This is a genomic window from Chelativorans salis, from assembly GCF_025336525.1.
Taxonomy (GTDB): domain Bacteria; phylum Pseudomonadota; class Alphaproteobacteria; order Rhizobiales; family Rhizobiaceae; genus Chelativorans; species Chelativorans salis.
In genome coordinates, this window is record NZ_JAOCZP010000010.1 from 46,897 (window position 1) to 67,954 (window position 21,058).

The 21,058-nt window shown below is 59.9% G+C and carries 17 protein-coding genes; 6 read left to right on the forward strand and 11 right to left on the reverse strand.

The annotated features are described in order from the left end of the window. Positions 1–380 precede the first annotated feature (380 nt). Both N5A92_RS23225 and N5A92_RS23230 read left to right on the forward strand, forming a co-directional pair. The gene (locus tag N5A92_RS23225; protein WP_260906678.1) at positions 381–1,892 is read left to right on the forward strand and encodes a glycosyltransferase family 39 protein; all 1,512 of its coding nucleotides are present in this window, start codon (positions 381–383) and stop codon (positions 1,890–1,892) included. 279 nt (positions 1,893–2,171) lie between these two features. Next, positions 2,172–3,872 carry an alpha/beta hydrolase gene (locus N5A92_RS23230; protein WP_260906679.1) on the forward strand — a complete coding sequence of 567 codons (1,701 nt, stop codon included), beginning with the start codon at positions 2,172–2,174 and terminating at the stop codon, positions 3,870–3,872. Between the two features lie 445 nt (positions 3,873–4,317). Here N5A92_RS23230 and N5A92_RS23235 read toward each other — a convergent pair whose 3' ends face one another. The 4 genes from N5A92_RS23235 to N5A92_RS23250 form a co-directional block, all read right to left on the reverse strand. Next, positions 4,318–5,286 carry a 2-hydroxyacid dehydrogenase gene (locus N5A92_RS23235; RefSeq protein ID WP_260906680.1) on the reverse strand — a complete coding sequence of 323 codons (969 nt, stop codon included), beginning with the start codon at positions 5,284–5,286 and terminating at the stop codon, positions 4,318–4,320. Further along, a complete protein-coding gene (locus tag N5A92_RS23240) occupies positions 5,283–5,501 on the reverse strand; it encodes a hypothetical protein (protein ID WP_260906681.1) in 219 nt (72 codons plus the stop codon). Before N5A92_RS23240 ends, N5A92_RS23235 begins: the two co-directional genes overlap by 4 nt. A gap of 102 nt (positions 5,502–5,603) precedes the next feature. After that, positions 5,604–6,371, reverse strand: coding sequence for an SDR family oxidoreductase (locus N5A92_RS23245; protein WP_260906682.1), 768 nt, complete (start codon positions 6,369–6,371; stop codon positions 5,604–5,606). A gap of 17 nt (positions 6,372–6,388) precedes the next feature. Further along, a complete protein-coding gene (locus N5A92_RS23250; protein WP_260906683.1) occupies positions 6,389–7,588 on the reverse strand; it encodes a mandelate racemase/muconate lactonizing enzyme family protein in 1,200 nt (399 codons plus the stop codon). A gap of 170 nt (positions 7,589–7,758) precedes the next feature. On the opposite strand from N5A92_RS23250, the gene N5A92_RS23255 reads away from it, so the two are divergent. Further along, a complete protein-coding gene (locus N5A92_RS23255) occupies positions 7,759–8,559 on the forward strand; it encodes a GntR family transcriptional regulator (RefSeq protein WP_260906684.1) in 801 nt (266 codons plus the stop codon). A 192-nt stretch (positions 8,560–8,751) separates the two neighbouring features. Here N5A92_RS23255 and N5A92_RS23260 read toward each other — a convergent pair whose 3' ends face one another. The 5 genes from N5A92_RS23260 to N5A92_RS23280 form a co-directional block, all read right to left on the reverse strand. Further along, positions 8,752–9,762 carry a sugar-binding protein gene (locus tag N5A92_RS23260; RefSeq protein ID WP_260906685.1) on the reverse strand — a complete coding sequence of 337 codons (1,011 nt, stop codon included), beginning with the start codon at positions 9,760–9,762 and terminating at the stop codon, positions 8,752–8,754. A 36-nt stretch (positions 9,763–9,798) separates the two neighbouring features. Then, on the reverse strand, positions 9,799–10,812 hold the full coding sequence (locus N5A92_RS23265; protein WP_260906686.1) for an ABC transporter permease: 1,014 nt from the start codon (positions 10,810–10,812) through the stop codon (positions 9,799–9,801). A 10-nt stretch (positions 10,813–10,822) separates the two neighbouring features. Continuing rightward, on the reverse strand, positions 10,823–11,563 hold the full coding sequence (locus N5A92_RS23270) for an ATP-binding cassette domain-containing protein (protein WP_260906687.1): 741 nt from the start codon (positions 11,561–11,563) through the stop codon (positions 10,823–10,825). Positions 11,564–11,996: 433 nt separating this feature from the next. Further along, positions 11,997–13,088 carry an alcohol dehydrogenase family protein gene (locus tag N5A92_RS23275; protein WP_260906830.1) on the reverse strand — a complete coding sequence of 364 codons (1,092 nt, stop codon included), beginning with the start codon at positions 13,086–13,088 and terminating at the stop codon, positions 11,997–11,999. A 360-nt stretch (positions 13,089–13,448) separates the two neighbouring features. Beyond that, complete coding sequence (locus tag N5A92_RS23280; protein WP_260906688.1) at positions 13,449–15,782, reverse strand: mechanosensitive ion channel domain-containing protein; 2,334 nt, start codon at positions 15,780–15,782, stop codon at positions 13,449–13,451. Between the two features lie 411 nt (positions 15,783–16,193). Here N5A92_RS23280 and N5A92_RS23285 point away from each other — a divergent pair, with 411 nt between their 5' ends. Both N5A92_RS23285 and N5A92_RS23290 read left to right on the forward strand, forming a co-directional pair. After that, a complete protein-coding gene (locus tag N5A92_RS23285; protein WP_260906689.1) occupies positions 16,194–16,436 on the forward strand; it encodes a hypothetical protein in 243 nt (80 codons plus the stop codon). A gap of 212 nt (positions 16,437–16,648) precedes the next feature. Beyond that, positions 16,649–16,804, forward strand: coding sequence for a hypothetical protein (locus N5A92_RS23290; protein WP_260906690.1), 156 nt, complete (start codon positions 16,649–16,651; stop codon positions 16,802–16,804). Positions 16,805–17,103: 299 nt separating this feature from the next. Here the strand turns inward: N5A92_RS23290 and N5A92_RS23295 are convergent, their stop codons facing one another. Further along, a complete protein-coding gene (locus N5A92_RS23295) occupies positions 17,104–17,628 on the reverse strand; it encodes a nuclear transport factor 2 family protein (protein ID WP_260906691.1) in 525 nt (174 codons plus the stop codon). Between the two features lie 316 nt (positions 17,629–17,944). On the opposite strand from N5A92_RS23295, the gene N5A92_RS23300 reads away from it, so the two are divergent. Further along, positions 17,945–19,546 (forward strand): serine hydrolase domain-containing protein, encoded by a 1,602-nt coding sequence (locus N5A92_RS23300; protein WP_260906692.1) that lies wholly within the window; start codon positions 17,945–17,947, stop codon positions 19,544–19,546. 332 nt (positions 19,547–19,878) lie between these two features. Here the strand turns inward: N5A92_RS23300 and N5A92_RS23305 are convergent, their stop codons facing one another. Next, positions 19,879–20,736: a lytic transglycosylase domain-containing protein gene (locus N5A92_RS23305; RefSeq protein ID WP_260906693.1), complete on the reverse strand. Its 858-nt coding sequence runs from the start codon at positions 20,734–20,736 to the stop codon at positions 19,879–19,881. Between the last annotated feature and the right edge of the window lie 322 nt (positions 20,737–21,058).

Here is a 21,058-nt window from a genome sequence, read left to right on the forward strand (position 1 = left end):
CCGTATGTCGCAATGCGCCCATTACCTGCACCAATCACCGACTTCCGCTGCGATCGCGCTCCATACACAACCAGAAGCCGTCTTCCGCGACTTTTCGCCGGCGCGACGATCGGGTAAAAGCTGGCAGGAGGATCGCCTTGACCGACGGGAGCCCGTATCTGTGCCATCTTTCCAACGTGAGTGCGATTTGCCCGGATTTCGTCGATGGCCGATGGCCGCGGACATCCTAAAGCGTGTGCTGTGGTCATAGCTCAACACGCTCACGGAGGGGACCCACCACAAACTTGTGAGGCGGAAGTCGCCCATGCGCTGCCCTTTTTTGCCGGCATTAGGCTGCCGATCCGGTTCGTGCCGTGGTGTATCTTCAAGTCATTGAAGCGATGAGTACAGCATTTGGCCGAACGGTGGAGCAAAGGGCGCAGATCATTGCCGTTGCGCTCGCCTGCCTCCTTGTTGCCGGTGTCGGCGCACGGTTCTATCGCCTAGATGCCCAAAGCCTGTGGCTCGATGAGTTGTGGACGGCAGCGGCCTCGGACCCGGATCTGAGGCTCGCCGACATGTTCAACAGGTGGATCCTGCCCGATGTCCATCCACCGCTCTACTACATGATGATGCGCGGATGGCGCATGGCCTTTGGCGCGGGCGAATGGGCGCTGCGCTTGCCAAGCGCAGTCCTGAGCGCCCTCTGTGTGGCGGTGGTCCCGTTGGTGCAACGATGGACGCCGGTGGTGCGGCGGCCGCTCGCGCTCGCCGCTTGGTTTGCGACGTCCACAGGCGCCATCCTCTACGCTCAGGAGGCTCGATCCTACGCGCTGCTTCTTCTTCTGGCGACAACCGCGACCTGCCTAGGCGTCGCGATCGCTCGGCGCATCAAACAGCGGGATACGATCCTTGGGTCAACGGTTGTCCTGGCTGCAGTGACGGTCACCCTTGAGTATGTGCACTACTTCGGCGTTCTCATCGCCGCAGGGCTGTTCGGGGCGCTGTTCCTGTTTGCCATCGCCCATCGAGATCATCGTGCCCTCGGCACCATCGTGATGACCGGCTTGGCCACGATCCTCGCCTTTCTGCCGTGGATGCTGATCCACATTCCACGCCTGGGTGGAAAGCTCGGGGGAGAGTTCTGGATCTCAAACAACTGGTCGGTGATCTTCACGAGGCTTGCGGCCTTTGCCATAGGCGCCCCGGTCGTCTTCGCGGCCGTCGCCGTCGTGGTCATTGGTAGTTTGGTCCGTCGCCCGTATTTGATGCGCCAGCCAGAATACTTTGTGTCGCTTGTAGCGATGGGGATCATTCTGATGGCAGCGCTCGCGATCTCATTCCATACACCCGTCATCACAGACCGCAACCTGTTCATTCTGATCCCGCCCTTCTACATCGTGTCAATCGCTGCCTTCAGCGACCTCGAGGACATTGGAGGTGGCTCCTACAGGCAAGTGCTGCGCGCGGTGCCGGCAGCGATCGCTGCGGTCAGTCTCGGCGTTGCGACCTATCGGATGGCGACGGAGACCAAGGAGCAGTGGCGCGATGCAGCGGCCCTAATCGTGTCGCTTCCGGGCTGCGAGGTGGGGCCGCTACCCGTCAACCAGTTGCCGAAGGAATTCTACGCATACTATTTGCCGCCGGGCTATCGCGACCGACTTCTTGAGGTGTCGGCCACAGGTGTTGAACCAATGCCCATATCGGCATCGGAGCTTATCGACCGCCCCTGCCCGCTGCTGTTGTGGAGCGGCAACAACGCCAGGGAAGAGGTGGTGGTGACGTGGCTCGATCGCCTCGGGCTCGACCGGCAGGATGTGCTGGTCAAGAAGTTCGAACGCAATATGATCGTCCTTGCCCCGCGCGCCAGCGGCCTGGAGATCGGCTCCGAGCCTGCCAGCTCGTCACCGTGAATGAGTTGTAATGGCCAGCGCTTGCAAAGGTCGGTTCGTTGCGTTCACCAGTGTCGCAGAGGGTGGAGAAAGGGCGTTCGGCATAAGCGCACGGAATAGCCGCCTTGCCGGAAAAGACAGAAATCCAACTATCCGAACTGCTGCCACATCCGCCCTCCAATCAACATCACCGTGCCCGAAGAAATGTCGAAGCGTTGTCGAGCCGGATTGAAAACGGCGTGACGTGCTCCACCGTAGATGAAGGGGACCGTTGTTAGGGCCGTTTGAACAGACCTCGTTATGAAACACAATCACCTACGGGACGACATCGCCAGTTACTACGGCAAGGCGTCGCTGTACTGGCTTTTGAGGCTAGAAAATCTCTTCTCGACGCCGGGGCTCCTGACGGCAACGCTCTTCTTCGCCGCCTCTTTGACCCCCAGCCTGATCCCCCGCACATACGTGATGCAGGGTGTCCTTTCAGGCGTTTCACTAGCCGCCGGCTATGCCATAGGTGTTTTCGGTCACTGGCTGTGGGCCTATCTGGAACTTCCCGAGCCCCGCGAGCGTATCGAGGCGATCATCAAGCTCGTCGCCACCGTGATCTGCGCGACAATCGCTCTGGTCTTTCTGGGGCGGGCATCCGAATGGCAGAATTCCAGTCGGGTGCTGATGGAGATGGAGCCGGTTGACAGTGCGCACCCGTTCAAGGTGGGCGCAATCGCCATAGCGGTTTTCATCGTGCTCCATGTTCTTGGTCGCCTCTTTCGGCTGACAGTCCACATCTCGTCCGAATGGCTCAAGCAGCATATCCCGAGGCGGATTTCCAACCTGGTGGGCGTCGTGGCAGCCGTCGCGTTGTTCTGGTCGCTCGTCGACGGTGTTCTCATCAAATACGGCATGCGCATGGCGGATGCGTCTTACCAGAAATTCGACTCGCTGGTGGAAAGCAACGTGAGCCCGCCGCTCAATCCCATCAGAACGGGAAGCGCGGCGTCGCTTCTCGACTGGGACCAACTGGGAAGAACCGGCCGCCAGTTCGTCTCCTGGGGACCGAGAAGGGCAAGGCTGAGCGCGTTCTTCAATGGCGAAAGGACACTTGATCCCATACGCGTATATGTTGGGCTGAACTCGGCAGAAACGGTCGAGGAGCGCGTGGAACTGGCGCTGCAGGAACTCAAGCGCGTCAATGCGTTCGACCGGTCCGTGCTCGTCATCGCCACGCCGACCGGTAAGGGGATGGTCGACGAGGGCGCCATCAACTCCCTTGAATATCTTCATCGCGGCGATGTCGCGACCGTTGCTGTCCAATATTCCTATCTGGCCAGTTGGCTGTCGCTGCTCGTCGAGCCCGACTATGGCGCGGAAACGGCGCAGGTTCTGTTCAACAAGATCTATGATCACTGGACACAACTGCCGAAGGACGAGCGTCCGAAGCTCTATCTCTACGGGTTGAGCCTCGGGGCGCTGAATTCGCAGCTGTCGGCTGACATCTATGATGTTGTGGGAGACCCCATCCAAGGCGCGCTGTGGGCCGGCCCACCATTCGCGAGCGAGAGATGGCAAAACATCACTAAGAAGCGCATGCCGTGGTCGCCGGCGTGGCTGCCTGTTTTTAGGGAAGGGTCCACCATACGGTTCATGAATCAGTGGGACACACTGGAGACGCCGAACGCACGTTGGGGGCCGATCCGTTTCGTCTATCTGCAATATGCAAGCGATCCGGTGACCTTCTTCGACCCCGAGGCATTCTACCGGGCGCCCCCCTGGATGACACATCCGCGCGGTCCGGACGTCTCGCGCGAACTGCGGTGGTATCCGATCGTGACACAGCTCCAACTGACGGTCGACATCGCCGCTGCCGACGAAGCTCCCCTTGGCTACGGTCATCGATACGCGCCCGAAGACTATATCGACGCATGGGTGGCCGTGACGGCGCCGGAGGGCTGGTCGGAGGAAGAGATCGAGCGACTGAAATCGATCTACAAGGACTGGAGATGAAGCTCGCGCGGCTCGATCCCTGGCACGCTCCATTTGAAATGTCACCCGCGTCCAATGCCCATCGGCGGAAGAGGGGCAAAGTCGGCAACCTCAAGAGTGAATGGTCCTCAAAGGACCGGTTGAGAGCCTCCGGGATTTCAATTGGCATGTATCCGTCGATACAGGCCTCGCGCAAATCGCCGCTCGAGAGCTGAGGTACGAATGGGACTTCAAATGCGCCCGCCGCTCATCGCCACACGCGGTTGGGATTGCCGGAACTCAAGATTCCAGCGCCTCACTGGGAATCAAGCCATCATCCAACATCCGCTGCCAGAGGGGCAAGAGCCCGCTGGTGAACAGTCCTTCCAGAATTCACGCATTGGCTGTGAGCCTCCGTTCCGTGGCCACCTACTGTTCCGGACGACTGGGCCATTGCGGGCTGCGGGATGTAGCTCCTACGCTCCAGCTAAAGGATACGGTTTCCTAGATCTATCCCCGATGCAAGTTTGTTGATGTTGTCTGCGATGGTTTCCCGACGCCGGCTGATCGTGCCATAGGTCCAGCCTGACATGTGCGGCGTCATCACCAGGTTGTTAAGTTCGTGAAAGGGCAGATTCGCCGGCAATGGACCCGGCTTGTTCGCATTCGGGTAGACGAACCAAGTGTCGATGATCGCACCGCCGATCCGCCCAGCCTTCAGCGCGTTGTAAAGCGCTGCTTCGTCGATCACCGCGCCGCGGCCGACGTTGAGGATTACTGCGTCCGGCCGCATAGCGGCGAGATCCGCCTCGCCGATCAATCCGCGCGTCTCATCCGTCAGAGGAAGCGTATTGACGATCGCATCGGCCGATCCCATGAAAGCCGGCAGGTCTTTGAGCGCATATGCCTTGTCTACGATGTCAGAAACCAGGACCGGGCTGCGGTTGGCGACCGTCACCTTCATACCGAAAGCCTTGGCGCGAAGGGCAAGTGTCTTACCGATGTGGCCGTAGCCCAAAATGCCGATACCGGTTTCACCGAGGTCGGTGCGCAGGCCGGTCGGCCCCCCCGCCCAGTACTTCCAGTCGCCCATCCGCAGTCGGCGGTCAGCGTCGGCGAGCGGTACATGGCGTGCGAGCAGCGCCGCCATCACGTATTCTGCTATCGCATTCTCATGACCGAAGCAGTTGCACAGCGCCGCGCCCGCAGGCAGGGCAGCGGGATCGATCCGGTCATATCCGGCGGCAGGAACCTGATAAAGCCTGAGGCTGTGCGATACCGGCATCGCTGCAGTAAGTTGGACCCCCACGATGACATCTGCCGCCGCATAGGTGGCCCGTGCGGTCTCAGTCGCAAGATCGTCCGGAACCTCAGCAACCTCATGGGCTTGATCGAGAAGACTTTCGAGCCCGTCGCGGAACGTCAATGCGTTCGCTCCATGGAAGACGATTTTCATTGAAGCGCTCCTGTCAAGCGTGGAAGGCAAAGTTGGACTTTCATCGATTGCGTCCGGTCGGAAGCGGGCTGGAACGCCTCCTCGGCGCTGTCGAGCGGCAGTGTCGCGGTCACCAGCAGCGGCAAATCGACCGCTCCCTTGGCAATGAGGTCCATGGCCCGGCGGAGTTCGGCCTCGAAGAGGAAGCTGCCACCGCGCTCGATGCGGAAGCGCACTTCGCCAGAACCGGGCGGAACTACCGGCACCCTCCCCCTCGATCCTGATGTCGTGCGGCTTGTGGACAACGAGCGTGCGCACGCAACAACTCCTGCGCAACGTCAAAGGACGGAGATCATACCGCCGTCGACATAGATGATCTGGCCGTTGACATAATCGGACGCGGTGGAGGCGAGAAAGACAGCGGTGCCGACCAGTTCTTCCGGCTTGCCCCAGCGCCGCGCCGGCGTCCGGCCCCTCACCCAGTCGTCAAATTGGGCGTTGGCCATCAGGGCCTCGTTCATGTCTGTCAGCATATAGCCCGGGCCGACGGCGTTGACCTGGATGCCGTGCTCAGCCCATTCAGCGGTCATTGACCGCGTCAGCATCTTGATACCGCCTTTGGAGACGGTATAGGGGGCGACGGTGGCGCGCGCCAGTTCACTGGTCAACGAGCCCATGTTGATGATCTTGCCACTACCGCGCGCAATCATCCGCTTTGCTGCCTCGCGGCCGACGACGAAGGCGCTGGTGAGGTTCGTATCGATCACTCTCTGCCATTCCTCGGTGGTCAGTTCCACCATCGGCTTGCGGAGCTGGATGCCGGCATTGTTGACGAGAATGTCTAGGGCGACGCCTTCCCGGTCGAAGGCTTCGAAGGCGGCAATGACCGAAGCCTCATCCGTCACGTCGAAGCATGCTTCGCTTACGCTGAGCCCCTCGTCACGCATCTTCTCAGAAGCCGCCTGGAGACGTTCCTGGTCGACGCCGTTCAGAACGATCGATGCGCCGGCCTGCGCGAGCCCAATTGCAATCGCATGGCCAAGCCCGCGCGAGGAGCCCGTCACAAGGGCGGTCTTATTCTTGAGGCTGAACAGGCTATTCGACATTCTGGGTTTCCGCTGGATTATAAGGACGAGGCGCGCACCGTGAGGTCGCTTCTATCGAAGACTGACGAGAGGAGTTCGAGACCGAGGCCCGGCCCCTCCATCGGATAGACATAGCCGTTCTCGATCTTCGGCACCGCGGTCACGAGTTCATTGTACCAGCCCCGATAGAAGGCACGGACCGATTCCTGGATGAGCGTGTTGGGCTGGCTGAAGGAGGCGTGGACAGCCGCGGCGAAGCCAACGGGCCCGATGCAATCGTGCGGCGCAAACGGCCGGTGATAGGTCTCGGCGAGTGCGGCAATCTTGCGCCCCTCAGTCAGACCGCCGGTCCAGCAAAGATCGACCATCACGACATGGGTGGCGTCGCGGTCGAGGATGTCCTTGTAGGGCCAGCGCGAGCCGAGCGTTTCGCTGGCGCACACCCACACGTCCGTTGAGTCCGCATACTCGGCGAGCGCCTGAGCCGAGTTCATCCGGATCGGATCCTCGAACCAGGTCGGCGAATAAGGCTCGAGCGCCTTGGCGATCTTCTTGGCTGTCGGCAGGTTCCAAAGTGAGTGGAACTCAACCATGATCTCAATGCGATCACCGACCGTATTGCGGATCTGCTCGAATGGCTCGATCGCCTTCTTCATCTGTTCGGTAGTGATATACTGGCCGCGGGTTTCCTGCGCCGCCGGATCGAACGGCCATATCTTCATGGCGGTGATGCCGGATTCCAGCAGATTCTCGGCAAGCGCGGCGGGCCGGTTCATGAAGCCGTCAAGGTCCTCATAGGGACCTTCGCTATCGCCGACATTCCAGTTGGAAACCGGCTTTATGTTGTTTGTGCGGACATACCGATAGCCCGCGCAGGTATTGTAGACGCGGATCCTGTCCCAGCACTGCCCGCCCAGCATCTGATGCACCGGCTGCCCACAGACCTTGCCGAAGAGGTCCCAAAGCGCGATATCGACCGCCGAAGCGGCACGGTATTCCGCTCCGGTCGACGATTGAGCCATCGGCAGCGAGACCATTTCCTTGTTGAGGGCTTCTATGTGCAGGGGATTCCTGCCCAGAAGGCGCGCCGCCAGCGTGTCGTGGATGTGGGCCTCCACCGCGCCTGCGCCGTAGAAGGTTTCGCCAAGTCCGGTCACGCCCGCATCGGTTTCGACATGAACCCACAGGACGTTGGCGAATTCGTCCAGCCGGAAGGTCTTGATCGACGTGATTTTCATCGTGGTGCCTTGAGAGTTTTCCTAGCTGAAAAACTCCTCCGTTGCGAGATCACGTCGCCTCCACGACGCGATTGACATTTTGTAAAATATCACGAAATCTCACTAGCGGAATCTCGTCGCCCAAGCAATCACAATTTGAGTGTATGCCTGATACCGGAAACAGAAAAAGCATGAGCAAGCAAGCTGCGAGGAATCGCACGAAGCCCAAGGAGGCGAAAAGGTCGGCTATCGATATCACACCACCAACTCGCCGGAACGCGGTCAACTTGCTGGAGCTCGCCTATGAACGGCTGGAGCACCTGATCGTCACCTGTGAGCTAAGGCCCGGAGCGTTTCTGACGATACAAGACCTGCAGGATATCTTGGGCTTCAGCCGCACACCTGTCCACCAGGCTGTCGCGCGGCTGGCGATCGACACACTGATGATCGTCAGACCCCGGCATGGCTTGCAGGTCGCGCCGATGGATCTTGCGCGAGAGCGGCTGCTGCTCAAGCTCCGCCGCGACCTTGAACGTTTCGTCATTCGCCTCGCAGCTGAGCGGTCAAGCTCCTCGCACCGTAACCAGATGCTGCACCTAGCCCGTTATCTGCGAGAACGGCGCGATGCGATCACAATCGGCGAGTTCAATGCTTTCGACTGGCGGATCGATCAGTTGATCTTGGCCGCCGCGGGCGAACCGTTCCTGGAGCACACGTTGAGGCCATTGCACACCATCTTCAGGCGGATCGGCTGGATCTATCACAATCGCACCAGCGGTCACTCCAATATCAGCGAAACCATCGACGCGCATCTGTCGGTGCTGGACGCGGTGGTCAATCGGGACGCCGAGCGGGCTGTTCTGTCCTCTGATTCCTTAATCGATTTCGTCGACAGCATGTTCGATGTCGTCGAGCGCGATGTCGATCCCGAATTCTTGGACTGTACCCTCGAGCCAATTCTGCCGACTGTTTCTAGTGAACGTCAGGCGTAAAAGCTATTCTATGCAGGATCCTTTAATATTTTCCATGGCTCGCCCTCCGTGCGTGAGGATCGGTCGGCCCATCCGAGTAACCCTCGTTCTTTCAATCGCACGAAAGGGCGGACCACCGATCTCCTCCCCGGAACATGACGTCTAGCGCCACACACAGGCGGGTTTTTTCCCCGCCTGTGTGTATTGCTCACGTCACTGGGATTGGGCTAGGCAGGTGTCGGCGTTCTCCTGCGTGCAGACGTCGAGACCAGTGTAGATCGGGTCCTCGACCGACTTGTCCTCAGCCAGATCCTTCAGGATCTGCATGGACTTGTACCCCATGTCGTAGGGGCGCTGGCCGACCTGGCCGTGGCTCAGCCCATCCTTGAGCTGCTGCATCTGCATGGGCAGCGTGTCCGCGACCACCACCACCAGCTCACCAGAATCGAGCTTCTCCTTGTAGGGCTGTATGGCCTGGCGGTAGGCATTGTCCGACCATTGCGTGAAGGCGCCGGTGGAGATGAAGGCGTCGAGGTCCTGGTACCGGTTCAGGATGTCCGACATCTGCTGGATCGCCTTGGCGCTGTCGTCGTCGGTGAAGAGCGGACAGCCGTCCACTTCCGTCCAGCCGTTGGCGCCGGCTAGCCGCTCGCCCGGGGGCTGCGCGCTCTCCTCGCCGGACAATGTATCGCGGATGCCCTGCAGGCGCTCGTTGTGATTGGCTGCCGCGGCCCCACCCGACTGCAGGCAGATGGAGCCGCCCTCCGGCTTCATCTCCTGGGCGAGTTTGGCGAGGTTCACGCCGATGTCGTAGTTGCGCGTGCCGACATAGGTGGCGCGGACTTCCTTGTCCTGTTCAAGCAGGTCGGCATCCCAGGTCATGGTCGGTATGCCGGCGTCGTTGGCCGCCTTGAGGGCGCGCGCCGCTGCCGGTGCGTTTGATGGCGACACGGCGATGCCGTCGACGCCCTGCGTGATCAGATCCTGGATGATCTGGATCTGCTCCTGCTCGGTATGCTCGCTCGGACCGATATAGTAGCACTCAACGCCCTCCATCTCGGCCTCGGCGGCCTTGCAGCCGTCGCGCGCGAGGTCGAAGAAAGGATTGTTCATGGCTTTCGGCACGAGCGCGAAGCGGTAGTTGTCCTGAGCAAGTGCCGTTACGCCCGTTGCCATGAGAATGGCGGCACCTGTCAGGAGAGCACATCTCAGTTGTTTCATCATCGTTATTCCTCCCTTGGTTGCAGTTTGATCCCTCTCCTATTCGCTCCGTCTTCCGCGGATTCTCTCGAGCAGCACGGCTAGAATGATGAAGCCGCCGAGGAAGGTGCCCTGCCAGTAGGGATCGACGCCGGCGAGCAACAGGCTGTTGCGGATCACCTCCACGAGCGCGGCACCGATCGGCGCGCCGATCGCATAGCCCGAGCCGCCCATCAGATTGGCGCCGCCGATCACCGTCGCGGCGATCACCTGCAGTTCGTAGGTCTGGCCGAGCGCGTTGGTGACCGAGCCGAGCCAGCCAACCATCAGGAAGGAGGCAATGCCGGCCATCAGACTGGAGACCACGTAGACGGACACGATCACGCGTTCCACCGGCACACCGCTGAGTTTTGCCGCCTCGTAATTGCCGCCGATGGCGAACACGTAGCGCCCCCAGGTGGAGTAGCGGTAGAGCCACATGAAGATGAGCGTGAGCACGATCAGCGCCCAGACCGGATTGGCAAGGCCGAATGTCCGCCCACCGCCTATGGCGAGGAAGAGGGGCTGGTCCGGTCCGAACTCATAGAACATGCGGTTGTTGGAGACGACGAGTGCAAGCGATCGTGCGATCGCCAGCATCCCCAGCGTGACCACGAAGGGCGACATGCGGAAATAGGCGATGATGAAGCCGTTCACGGCACCCGCGGCCATCGCCGAAAGAAGGCATGCCCCAAGGCCGAACCAAAGCGGATAGCCAGCCGCCAGCGTGATGCCGGCCATGATGCCGGAAAGGCCCATCACTGACCCCACCGAAAGGTCGATGCCGCCCGTGACGATCACGGTCGTCATGCCGAGTGCCACGATCGCCATGAACGCGAAGTTGCGCGTGGTCGTGAAGAGGTTGCGCTCGCTCAGGAACGTATCGCTGATCGTGCCCATGAAGATGCAGATGATGATCAGCGCCACCAGCACCCAGAAAGGCTGCGTATTGACGATGCGCTGAAGGCCACCTTCGGACTGCTGGCCCGTCACATCTGAGACGTCGGCAGTCCGGCGCTCTGCGCTTTCGGTCATTCCTGTCCCCCTAGGCCTCGTGGAGCGCGCCGGTGATCAGCGCCGTCACCTCTTCCGGCGAGGAATCGGTGATCGGCTTGTCGGCGACTTTCCTGCCGCGTCTCAAGACCGCCACCCTTTCGCACACTGCGAAGACGTCGGGCATGCGGTGCGAGATGAGGACAACGGCGTGTCCCGTCTCCTTGAGCCGCCTGATCAGATCGAGCACCTCGGCCACCTGGCGCACGCTGATCGCCGCCGTGGGCTCGTCCATGAGCACCAGCTTGGGGTCGCTCAGCCTGGTGCGGGCGATGGCGACCGCCTGGCGCTGCCCGCCCGACATGCGCCTGACCACGTCGCGCGGGCGCGTCTCCGACTTCAGCTCGGAAAATATCTCGGCGGTGCGGTCGTACATCGACTTGTGGTCGAGATAGCGGATCGGCCCGAACCAGCGCTTTACCTCGCGGCCGAGAAACACGTTCGCCGCCGCAGTGAGGTTATCGCAGAGCGCAAGGTCCTGGTAGACGATCTCGATGCCCCGGCGCCGCGCCTCGATGGGCTTGGAGAAATGCACCTCGGCGCCGTCGATCAGCATGGCTCCGCTGGTGGGCGGAAAGTTGCCGGCAATGATCTTGACGAGCGTCGACTTGCCGGCGCCATTATCGCCCATGAGGCCGATGACCTCGCCGCCACCGATCGTCAGATCGACCGCCTCCAGCGCCCGGATAGCGCCGAAGCTCTTGGAAATCCGTCGCAGTTCGAGAACCGCCATGCGACACGTCCTCCCGTTTGCGGCTTATGCTGCCGCTTAAGGCAATTGTAGCCCAGGAGGGGAAGGGAAGCTAGCATACCGCGGCTACGTCAAAAGCGGATCAATCCATGTCGTCTGCGTCCGGCATTCCGGCATGGTCGCGGCTGCCGACGGGAATCTCCCGCTTGCCGACGTAGTTGAGGAGCCGACCAGCCCCTCCTTCTCGATGCGCTCGACCAGCAATGCGGCGCGGTTGCAGACGGCGTTAGGTCCGTAAACAATTTCGGCCTGTTGAACGCTATCTCTCTACCCGCTTCCGGCGCAAGACTCGGAGACTTTGAAAGGTCCTGATCGAGGTCAATTTGCGACACACCATCAGCCAATTTGGCACCCCGGTGCCAGAGTGCGACAAGCCAGCAACCACTGGAGCAGGTTTGGCTGGAAACGTTTGATACTACACGCCGCCTGCTTCCTCCCATTTGGCGTCAGGTATCATAACGAGCTTGCCGACGAACTGCTTCTCCATGAACATTTTTTGCGCGTGGTGAAAATCCGAAAGCTTGTAAATCTCCGCAAGGAGCGGCTTGATCTTGCCGGTTTCGATATATCCGATCAGACGCCGAAAATCTTTCCGCGTGCCCTGCGAGCATCCATGCAGCTGCAGGTGCTTCAGATACATGGTCCGGAGATCGAGCTGAACCACCGGACCAGCGATGGCGCCTGCTGTGGTATAGCGGCCCTCGGGGCGCAGAATCCGCAGTAGCGTGTTGAACAGCGGACCTGCAACGAGATCGGCGACAACATCGATGGGGTCTCCGCCGGTGGCTCTGGTAACCGCTTCCACGAGATCATCTTCATCTCGCGTTATCACGGCTTCCGCACCGATCTCGCCCAGCGCAGCCTCCTTGCCCTTCCCAGTAATGGCATAGGGGATCGCGCCTCGCGCACGGCAAAGCTGCACGATTGCCGAACCGACCCCGCCTGAGGCGCCCGTTACCAGGACGCGTTCGCCAGCCCGGACACTTGCTCTTTCCAGCATGTGCTCGCCCGTCAGATAGGCGCAGCAAAAGGTTGCCAGTTCCGCATCGCTCATGCGGGTCTCGACAACATGAGCGTTCTCTGCAGGTATCGCGGCATACTCCGCGTAACCGCCGTCACGGCCGTGCCCAATATAGTCAATATCGGCGAGGCTGTCGTCGTCGCGATTATAGAGGCTGAAGTCGACCATCACCCGCTCGCCGATGCGCTCTTGCGGAACACCTTCGCCCACGGCAACAATGTGCCCGACCGTATCGGCCCCTTGGATGCGGGGAAACGTCAATGTTGGCCGCCCCCGTCGCCAGGAGGAAACCGCTTCAGGGTCCGTCTCGCTGCCATAAGCGCCCTGGCGCACCCAGACATCGGTATTGTTCATGCCGCAAGCCGTTACCTCGACCAGGACTTCATCGGCGGCGGGCCTGGGTATGGGAACGTTTTCGCGGTAGACGAGAGCATCAAGATCGCCGTGCCGGGTGAGCAGGACGGCTTTCATAGTGTCAGGGATCATGAGGTCTCCAATGAAAGAACTCAGGACAGGAACGCTTGCTTTGCGTGACTTTTCCCTGGGTTCGGTTGCGTTTGACCGGCGGATGCACCGATCGGGTAAATCTTTTCCGTTCGCAGGACAGGCTGTTGCTGTTCTGCGGCTCTGAACCATTCTCCAATCCGTGACCCTGATGCCGTTTTGCTATCCGGCTTCGGTCACATAGTGGCGTTCGGCTCCCGGCTTCCCCCGCTTTGGGGCCGTTCTTGCGTCTGCTGAGCGCCTAACTCATGGCTACCTGGCCCAATGCCTTGCTGTTGCGCGATGGGCGCAAGACCCCAAGATTCAAAAAAACTCCTCCACTTAAGGGGATGTAGCGCGGCGCTAAAGCTCGTCCTCGGAAGGAATGTCCGGCTGTCCGTCCTGCGCAGATTGTGAAGGCTTCCGCTTCGATGGCTTTGCTCGCCGTGGCCGTTTCGGCCCTGCGTCATTGGTGCTCCCGTCCACATCCGTGGACAAGGGCTGAATGATTTTGATCGGTGCGGCAGGTGCGGAGCCCTTCTTGTCCTCACCGAAATAGAGCGTGACATGCGGGAAGGGTATCTCGATTCCGGCTGCATCGAAATGCTTCTTGATGATGGCGTTGTAGGCGCGCCCGACTGCCCACTGCTGGCCGGGTAACGTCTTGATGCGTATACGGAGGTTCACGCTGGAATCGGCAAATTCGGTAACGCCGTGCACTTCCAGATCGTCGATAATGCTGTTGGCGTATTCCGGGTTGGCACGAAGTTCCTCAAAGGCCTGCTGCATCACCTCGATCACTTCGTCGATGTTCTCCCTGTAGGCGACGCCGTATTCCCCCACGTGGTATGAGAAGCCGCGCATGAAATTCGAGACCGTATCGACGGACGAGAACGGTATCAGGTGATAGGTCCCTGAAAGATCACGGATGCCGACAGAGCGCACCGTAAGCTTTTCGACCACCCCCGTGATGTCGCCGGCGGTAACGACATCGCCAGTGTACATGGCATTTTCGAGCTGGATGAAGACACCCGTGATGACATCCTGAACAAGCTTTTGCGCTCCGAAACCGATTGCGAGACCAAGTACGCCCGCCCCCGCCAGCAGAGGGCCGATATCAAGGCCAAGTTCAGACAGCGTGATCATCAGGGCCATAACGACGAGCGCGATCGTGAAGGCGTTGCGGAAGATCGCCAGCAGCGTGTGCTGGCGCGCCCGGGAGGCTGCCACCATGCAGTCAGTGTCCCTGTTCAGACGGTACTCGATCCAAGACGAGACGATCAGCCAGATGGCAAAAGCCGCAGCCAAGACGAATGCGATTGTTACCATTGTGCCGATGACTTGGAGGCCGCGATCCGAGCTTAACCAGGCAAAGAAGTCGAAGACCTGCCAAGCATCCAGCACAATGGCTGCCACAACGAGTGCGATGGCGATACGCACGACCTTCAGTGTCGTGGGCACAAACGCATTCAGGCGCTCTTCCAGCATCGGGAACCGTGCGCGCATCTCCGGCTTCAGCCGGATGCCGTAGGCGATCGCCTTGTCGATCAGGGTTGACAGAAGAATACCTGCCGTGATCGCCACAACAGTCTGTACGGTGGCAGCGACCATGAAGGAGAGCGCCGTGTCCGGTTCTATGAGCAACAGCAGCGCCAGCAACGAAACATAGGCAATCATGATGATATGCCAGATACGGGCCAACGTGCCCAAAAGTATGCCTGCAAAACCAACCCAGCTTCTCCCGGCCATTGTCTCAAGGCGAGCCCTTACTGGCTCGCGATTCTGACGGATCAAGACAATCGCGAGTATGAGCGCCACACCATAGACGAATGCTGCGACAGCGGATCCAAGCGCCGTACCGAGATTGATGTTGACGATCTGCACGACAACGAGAATCCCATATCCCACGAAGGTTGTCAGGCGCGTGAGCCAGGTGTTCCAGTAAGCCGCGTCCTCACCCTTGACCGGGAGCAGGCGCAATCCCTCATAACGCGTTGCGAAAAAGAGCCGGACAACCACCTTTGCAGTTTCGATCACAAGGAAGGCATTGATGAAGAGTGACTGACTGGCGTCCATACGCCCCGTCTCGTTTCCGAGGACGAACAGGGCAACAGCGTAACCAACAACCCATCCGATGGCGACGGTAACAAGATCGAGCAGACTGCAGCCAAAGGCTGCCAGGCTACGCTTCAGCCAAGGATTTGGTCCGCCCGGTGCCAGCACCCAATTGGAAACCCGCTGGTAGACGGAACTCGCCAGCATTCGCGCCAGCCACAGGATTCCGATGACGACGACGATGACAATGCCAAGATCGAATGCGGCCCTTGCGAGATTCGCCATCCTTTGGGACGAGATCGAGTTCAAGTCGCGGATGCGGTCATAGGCAGCACTGATCTGAGTTACGACACCCTCGGCAGCATTGCTTGTGACATCCGCGATCTGGCGAGCTAGGGAGACATCCTGTGCTTCCGGTGCCGCCGACGATGCTTCTCCGGCCGCAAGCCGTCGCAGTTCCGCAATCAATGCGTTCCGGGCAGCTTCATCCTCCAGGATATCCGCGATGGCTTCATAGCCCGGCTGCGGATCGCTCCCGGTCGGCTCCTGCCCTGTCGGAGCTTCTGTCTGCGAGACAGCAGACGCCGTGAACAGAAGAAATCCGAGGAATGGAAGAAGAACGTGTCGAAGAAACGTCGGCAAGTGACAGCTCGAATCCAGAAATTGCGACTTGATGGTGTATGGTCGAGAATAGACAGACGGCCTGTTATTTCAACATTCGGCCTTCGAGAACGCTCTGGACCGCCTTAATCGAGCAGAAAACCGCAATGCTGCAGCTGGGAATGCCGAACAACGCAATCGCGCTGAATACGACGCCGAAATGGAACGCGCCTTCGAAAGAAAGCGGCAGCAAGACGACAAGCCGCAGCGATGGCACGGGCGGTCGGTGCGCTTTGCTGGCCCGGGGGTAGGTCACTCGCGATCTTGATCTCTCCCAAGCCCTCACGCGGGTAGCATAGAGCCGGCGGGCTGCGATGACACGACGGGCTGGGATTCAATTCTAGCGATCATCTCCCCCCTTTGTGATAATATCGTGGTGACGGGGAGGAGAACATGATCGTCGAGCGGGCATTTGAGCCACATGCAGGCGTCTACACCCCTGAAGAGCTGGGCCTTTTGAGAGGGGTTGTCAGAGAAGCGTTGCGCAGATGCGGGCACGAACTGGATCAAGATCAGGTCGAAGCCGTCGCACGCATCGTGGTCGATGCCTATAGCGACGGCGTGTCGGACAGCGACCAATTGCTTGACATTGCAACCGCAGCCGCCATCGCCTGCCTCACCAATCCCGCGGCGTAGCTTGCAGGTCGCGCCAACCATCGACTGCGATTTGATCCAATTGGCAGCGCCTGCGGCGCGCGATGAAATTCAGCAGATAGCAATGAAACCGATTGCCGTCTTTCTCTTATTCTTCGTCTTGAACATCGGCGGTGCTGGGGAGGCAACTCTGCCGCCTTTGCCGAAAATTCGCGCTGTGCTATGATTAACCTGCGATAGACAGGGAGAGGCAGATGACGATTAAGATTGTTCTGGCCGCCGCCGTACTGGTCCTCAGCCCGACCATTGCAATGGCCGCCTGCGCTAGTCATTCGCAAAGCGCCAGCCAGTGCACACAAGGGCAGGTCTGGAATGCTGAGATGCAAAAGTGCGTTGCGACTTCAAGCTGACGCACGTGAGCTGCTGCGACACGAATAGGCCCAGCAGGCGGAGAAACTCGCTATCCTCCGGCGCGAAATCAGCATAGGGGTGGAAGCCGCCAACGCAGGACGCGTCTCGAAGAAGAGTGTCAGTGACATTCTGATGAGGTGATGCTCGAATCGTCCAAGAGATGAGACACGAGCTTGCCGAACCCGTAGAACGCGATATCAGGGACATCTTGCGAAATGTGATGCAGATGCCTCCCACGAGTGTGGGAAATCCGCTTCAGCCAAAAGGCAGCCGCACAGCTTTGACGTGATTGGGTCCACTACGTCCGCTCTGCGGTCATATGATACATGCATTCCTGCGCGACAGCCCTTCGGGCCCTCGCTGCGCCCTCACGGGTGCAGGCTTCGGCGATCGACAGGCTGTTCTCGTAAAGGTGGTGCCGGGTGATCCGGCCGTCCTCGACGGTCAGGCGCAGCGCGAACGGACCCGCGAAGGACTTTCCCGTCGCACGTACGGTCCCCAACACGTGCCCCATCAGGACGGCGTCGGTGCCGTCGACGAGGAAGGTGTCGACGGAGGCGCGCGCATCTTCGGGCACGGTGTGCTCCATCAACTCCATGAACTGGGCAGCGCACTCGGCGGCGGTAGACCGCGGGCGGATCCACGGGACGGTGGGGTTCTCGGCGAGCAGCCAGTCGACCTCGTCGGCGAAGAGCGCGACGGGCCGTCCGGTGTCTCCGGCCAGCCGGGCGGCGAGGAACTCCTGCACGACGGGCCGCGTGGCCTCGGCGACGGAATTCGCGGTGGCGGCTGAAATCGCCGTAGTGGTGGATTTGTCGGGCATGGCACTTTCCTCGCTGCTACGACCGGTTCCCCGCGTCTGGCGATCGAACGTGGGCAGCCTGAACTTGCGAACGACGACATGATGAACTGGGCGAAGAGAGGCCAGGGATAAGGGTTGCGAGCTTCTGGACACTTCTTCGATCTCGCTTGATGAGAGCGTTTCATACATCATCGAGCGCCTGAGCAGCTAGGACAGGAAACCACCCGACTGCAACCCACGAGAGCTGCGAACACGCGGCCTCCTTGCCGCGCTCAGGGTTTGATCGTCGCCATTGCATGCTGCAGGTTTCCAGTGGTTAATCGGGATGCCGATCACAATGACCGATATGACCGATCAAATCGATCACCTCTTTGCAGCCTGGGCAAAGCTCGATTCACCGGGCGCAGCTGTTGCCGTCATGCAGGACGGTGAGATCGTGCTCAAGCGTGGATACGGAATGGCTAATCTGGATCATGATGTTCCGATCGAACCGTCATCGATCTTTCACGCTGCATCCGTTTCGAAGCAGTTCACAGCCATGGCCGTCTACATGCTGGCCGGAGAAGGCAAACTGACTCTGGAGGATGACGCCCGGAGTTACATTCCCCAACTGCCGGATTTGGGCTTTCCCATCACACTGCGGCATCTCCTCCACCATACCAGTGGCCTGCGCGATCAATGGGATCTTCTGACGTTGGCCGGATGGCGATACTCAAAGGATTTGATAACGGACGATGACGTGCTCCGGCTCGTTTCCCGGCAGCGGACGCTCAACTTTCCGCCGGGAGCCCGTTTTCTCTACTGCAATACGGGCTACACCCTCTTGGCACAGGTGGTCCAGAACGTCACCGGTCAGTCCTTCCGGCAGTTCACCACGTCCCGCCTTTTCAAGGCACTGGGTATGGCTCGAACTTTCTTTCGCGACCGGCATGGCGAGGTCATAAAGGGCGTTGCCTATGGGTACCATCCGTGCGGCGAGGGTTTTGAAGCCGCGCCGACGAATTTCGAAACGGTCGGTGCCACAAGCCTCCTGACAACCGTCGAAGACCTGGCTCTTTGGGATGCCAACTTCTACTCCGGTCTGGTTGGCGGGAAGTCAGTCTTCGACCAGATGCACCAGCGAGGCGTGCTCAACGACGGTTCGCTGACCGGCTATGGCGGCGGGGTCGGGCTGGGCACCTACCGCGGGTTCAATATCGTTGAGCACACGGGAGGGGATGCCGGATATCGCTCGGACCTGATGCGCTTTCCCGAGCAAGGGCTTTCTATCGCGATCCTCAGCAATCTCTCTTCGATCGATCCGCCGGCTTTGGCCCGGCGCATCGCGGACATCGTTCTCAAGCCCATCCTCCCCGGCCAGCGAGAGAACCCACGCCGCGTGCCGACGATCGATTCAATGCCGCAACTTGAGCTCGAAAGGCTGGCAGGCGTATACATCGATCCAGAGGATGGTGACCAAATTCTCCATCTCCACTACGGCAACGGAAAGCTGCTCGGCGGTGCGGCGGCGGCCAAAGAGCAAGCGTTCGAGCTAGAGCCGATGGGATCAGGCCACTTCCGCTACATTCTGTTTCCCCGGACCCAAATACTGGTGGAAGGCGACGGTGCATTGTCGCTTCTCGTCGATGACCGCCCGATTAACCGCTTCGTTCGGCTCGCCTCCTATTCATGCTCACCAGCAGAGTTAGAGGAATTTGTCGGAACCTATCGCAGTCCGGAAACGGGCTACGAGTATGACGTAGTGCTGTACGACGGCGGCCTTGCATCGCGCGCACTCAAGCAATTACCCCAGCCGATGACTGTAATGGCAAAAGACCTGTTCGTTGAGGGACGTTCACGTCTCCGCTTTCGGCGAGACGATAAAGGAGTGGTTGCCGGGCTGGAGCTGAACAGTGAGCGAACGCGGAACTTCAATCTCGACCGCCTACCAAGTGAATAATCGCTCTTGGACACTCGTTGCTCGTTCCAATGACGGAATGACCTGTAGCTCTCTACCCTGCGCAGTCGTTGACTATGACACTTCACGTCCATGATAGATGCGGCGCAAAAGACATTTGTCTCCGAGGAGAACGAGCATGCCCTACGAATTGCAACCTGTCCGTTCGCCGGAAGACTGGCGTCATTTGCACCATATCAGACGCACTGTTCTCTTCACGCCCGAACGGCATTCCGTTGGCTATAACGAGAACCACCCGGACGATCGCGCTGAAGGGAACATACGCCGAAGGCGTACTCTTCAGATCAAAGCATGCGAGGTAATTTTGCCCTATTTTAGCGATTGCGCAGCACGACGCACGATGCATGCGCCGAGCGAAGCTTCGCACAAATGCCGTCGGCCTCCGCGCGCGTTTCGGCACCGAGCCGCACCGCATATATTCCCCTTGGCGCGTGCGCCGCGCGGATGCGGCTGACCACGGGTTCATATGCCGCCAGGAGAGTTTGGTGAGCGCTTCGGAGGCGCTCCCAGCTCCTTATGGCAACATCTCGCCGGACATTGCCTGCCACATGGACGCCCCACGGCTTCGTGAGAACGCTCGTCATCGCAGTAACGGAAGCAGCCGAGACTGGAAGCCGCATACAAGCTTCCTTGAAAGGAAGTTGCGGATCGAGCGGTTGGACTGGTGCCTCGGACGTTGCGTCGATGAATCTGTCAACCGGCTGTCCGAAAATCCCGAGCACGTACGCTTCTGTCTCCAGAGGGAGGAAGCCCCCACGTGATAGCCAACGCGAAACTCGCGCCTCGCCGGCGTTGTATGCAGCCGCTGCCAGACCGAGATTGCCGAATCTCTTTTGGAGGTCGGAAAGGTAGCTGACCGAAGCATGAATCGCCTGATCTACGTCAAAAGGATCTGCCAGCCCTCGCCGGGAAGCTGTTGCGGGCATGAACTGGGCAATGCCTTCCGCACCCCTGGGGCTGACCGCGTTTGGGTTGAACCGGCTCTCCTTCCAAAGCAGCCTGGCAATGAAATGCGGCGACAGGCGGTTGCGCGCACTTTGGTTCTCGATGAGGTGGCATACGCGACCAATCAGCTCCTCGCCTTTCATTTGCGCGCTTGAGGGAGTCGGCACACCGAACGCAACTGCAAGAACAAGCGCAATCAAGTATGCGAACCGGCGCCGCCCTGCCATGTATATGCGCTCCTGCATCATCGGTTCCGCCCATCAAGCGTCAGGTGCCAACCCAGTTCTCAAAGTGAGCCCCGGATTGTTCGGACTCGGCGCACTCAGCCATGCGCCCTTGATTGCGCACCACGAGCCTGAGGATGAGATGCATCCCGAAACTGTGCCCGCAAACATCCTTGTCTCCTCCGGTCCCGGAACATCCTTCATCACTCGAAGCCGCCGCCGGGAGAGCGGGTACCTGGACCATCCCGTCCTCCCTACCGCGCGCTGCGCGATGGCAACCATGGACAAGGAATAGCACCAAAGATCGTTTGTGCAGATGGCGACT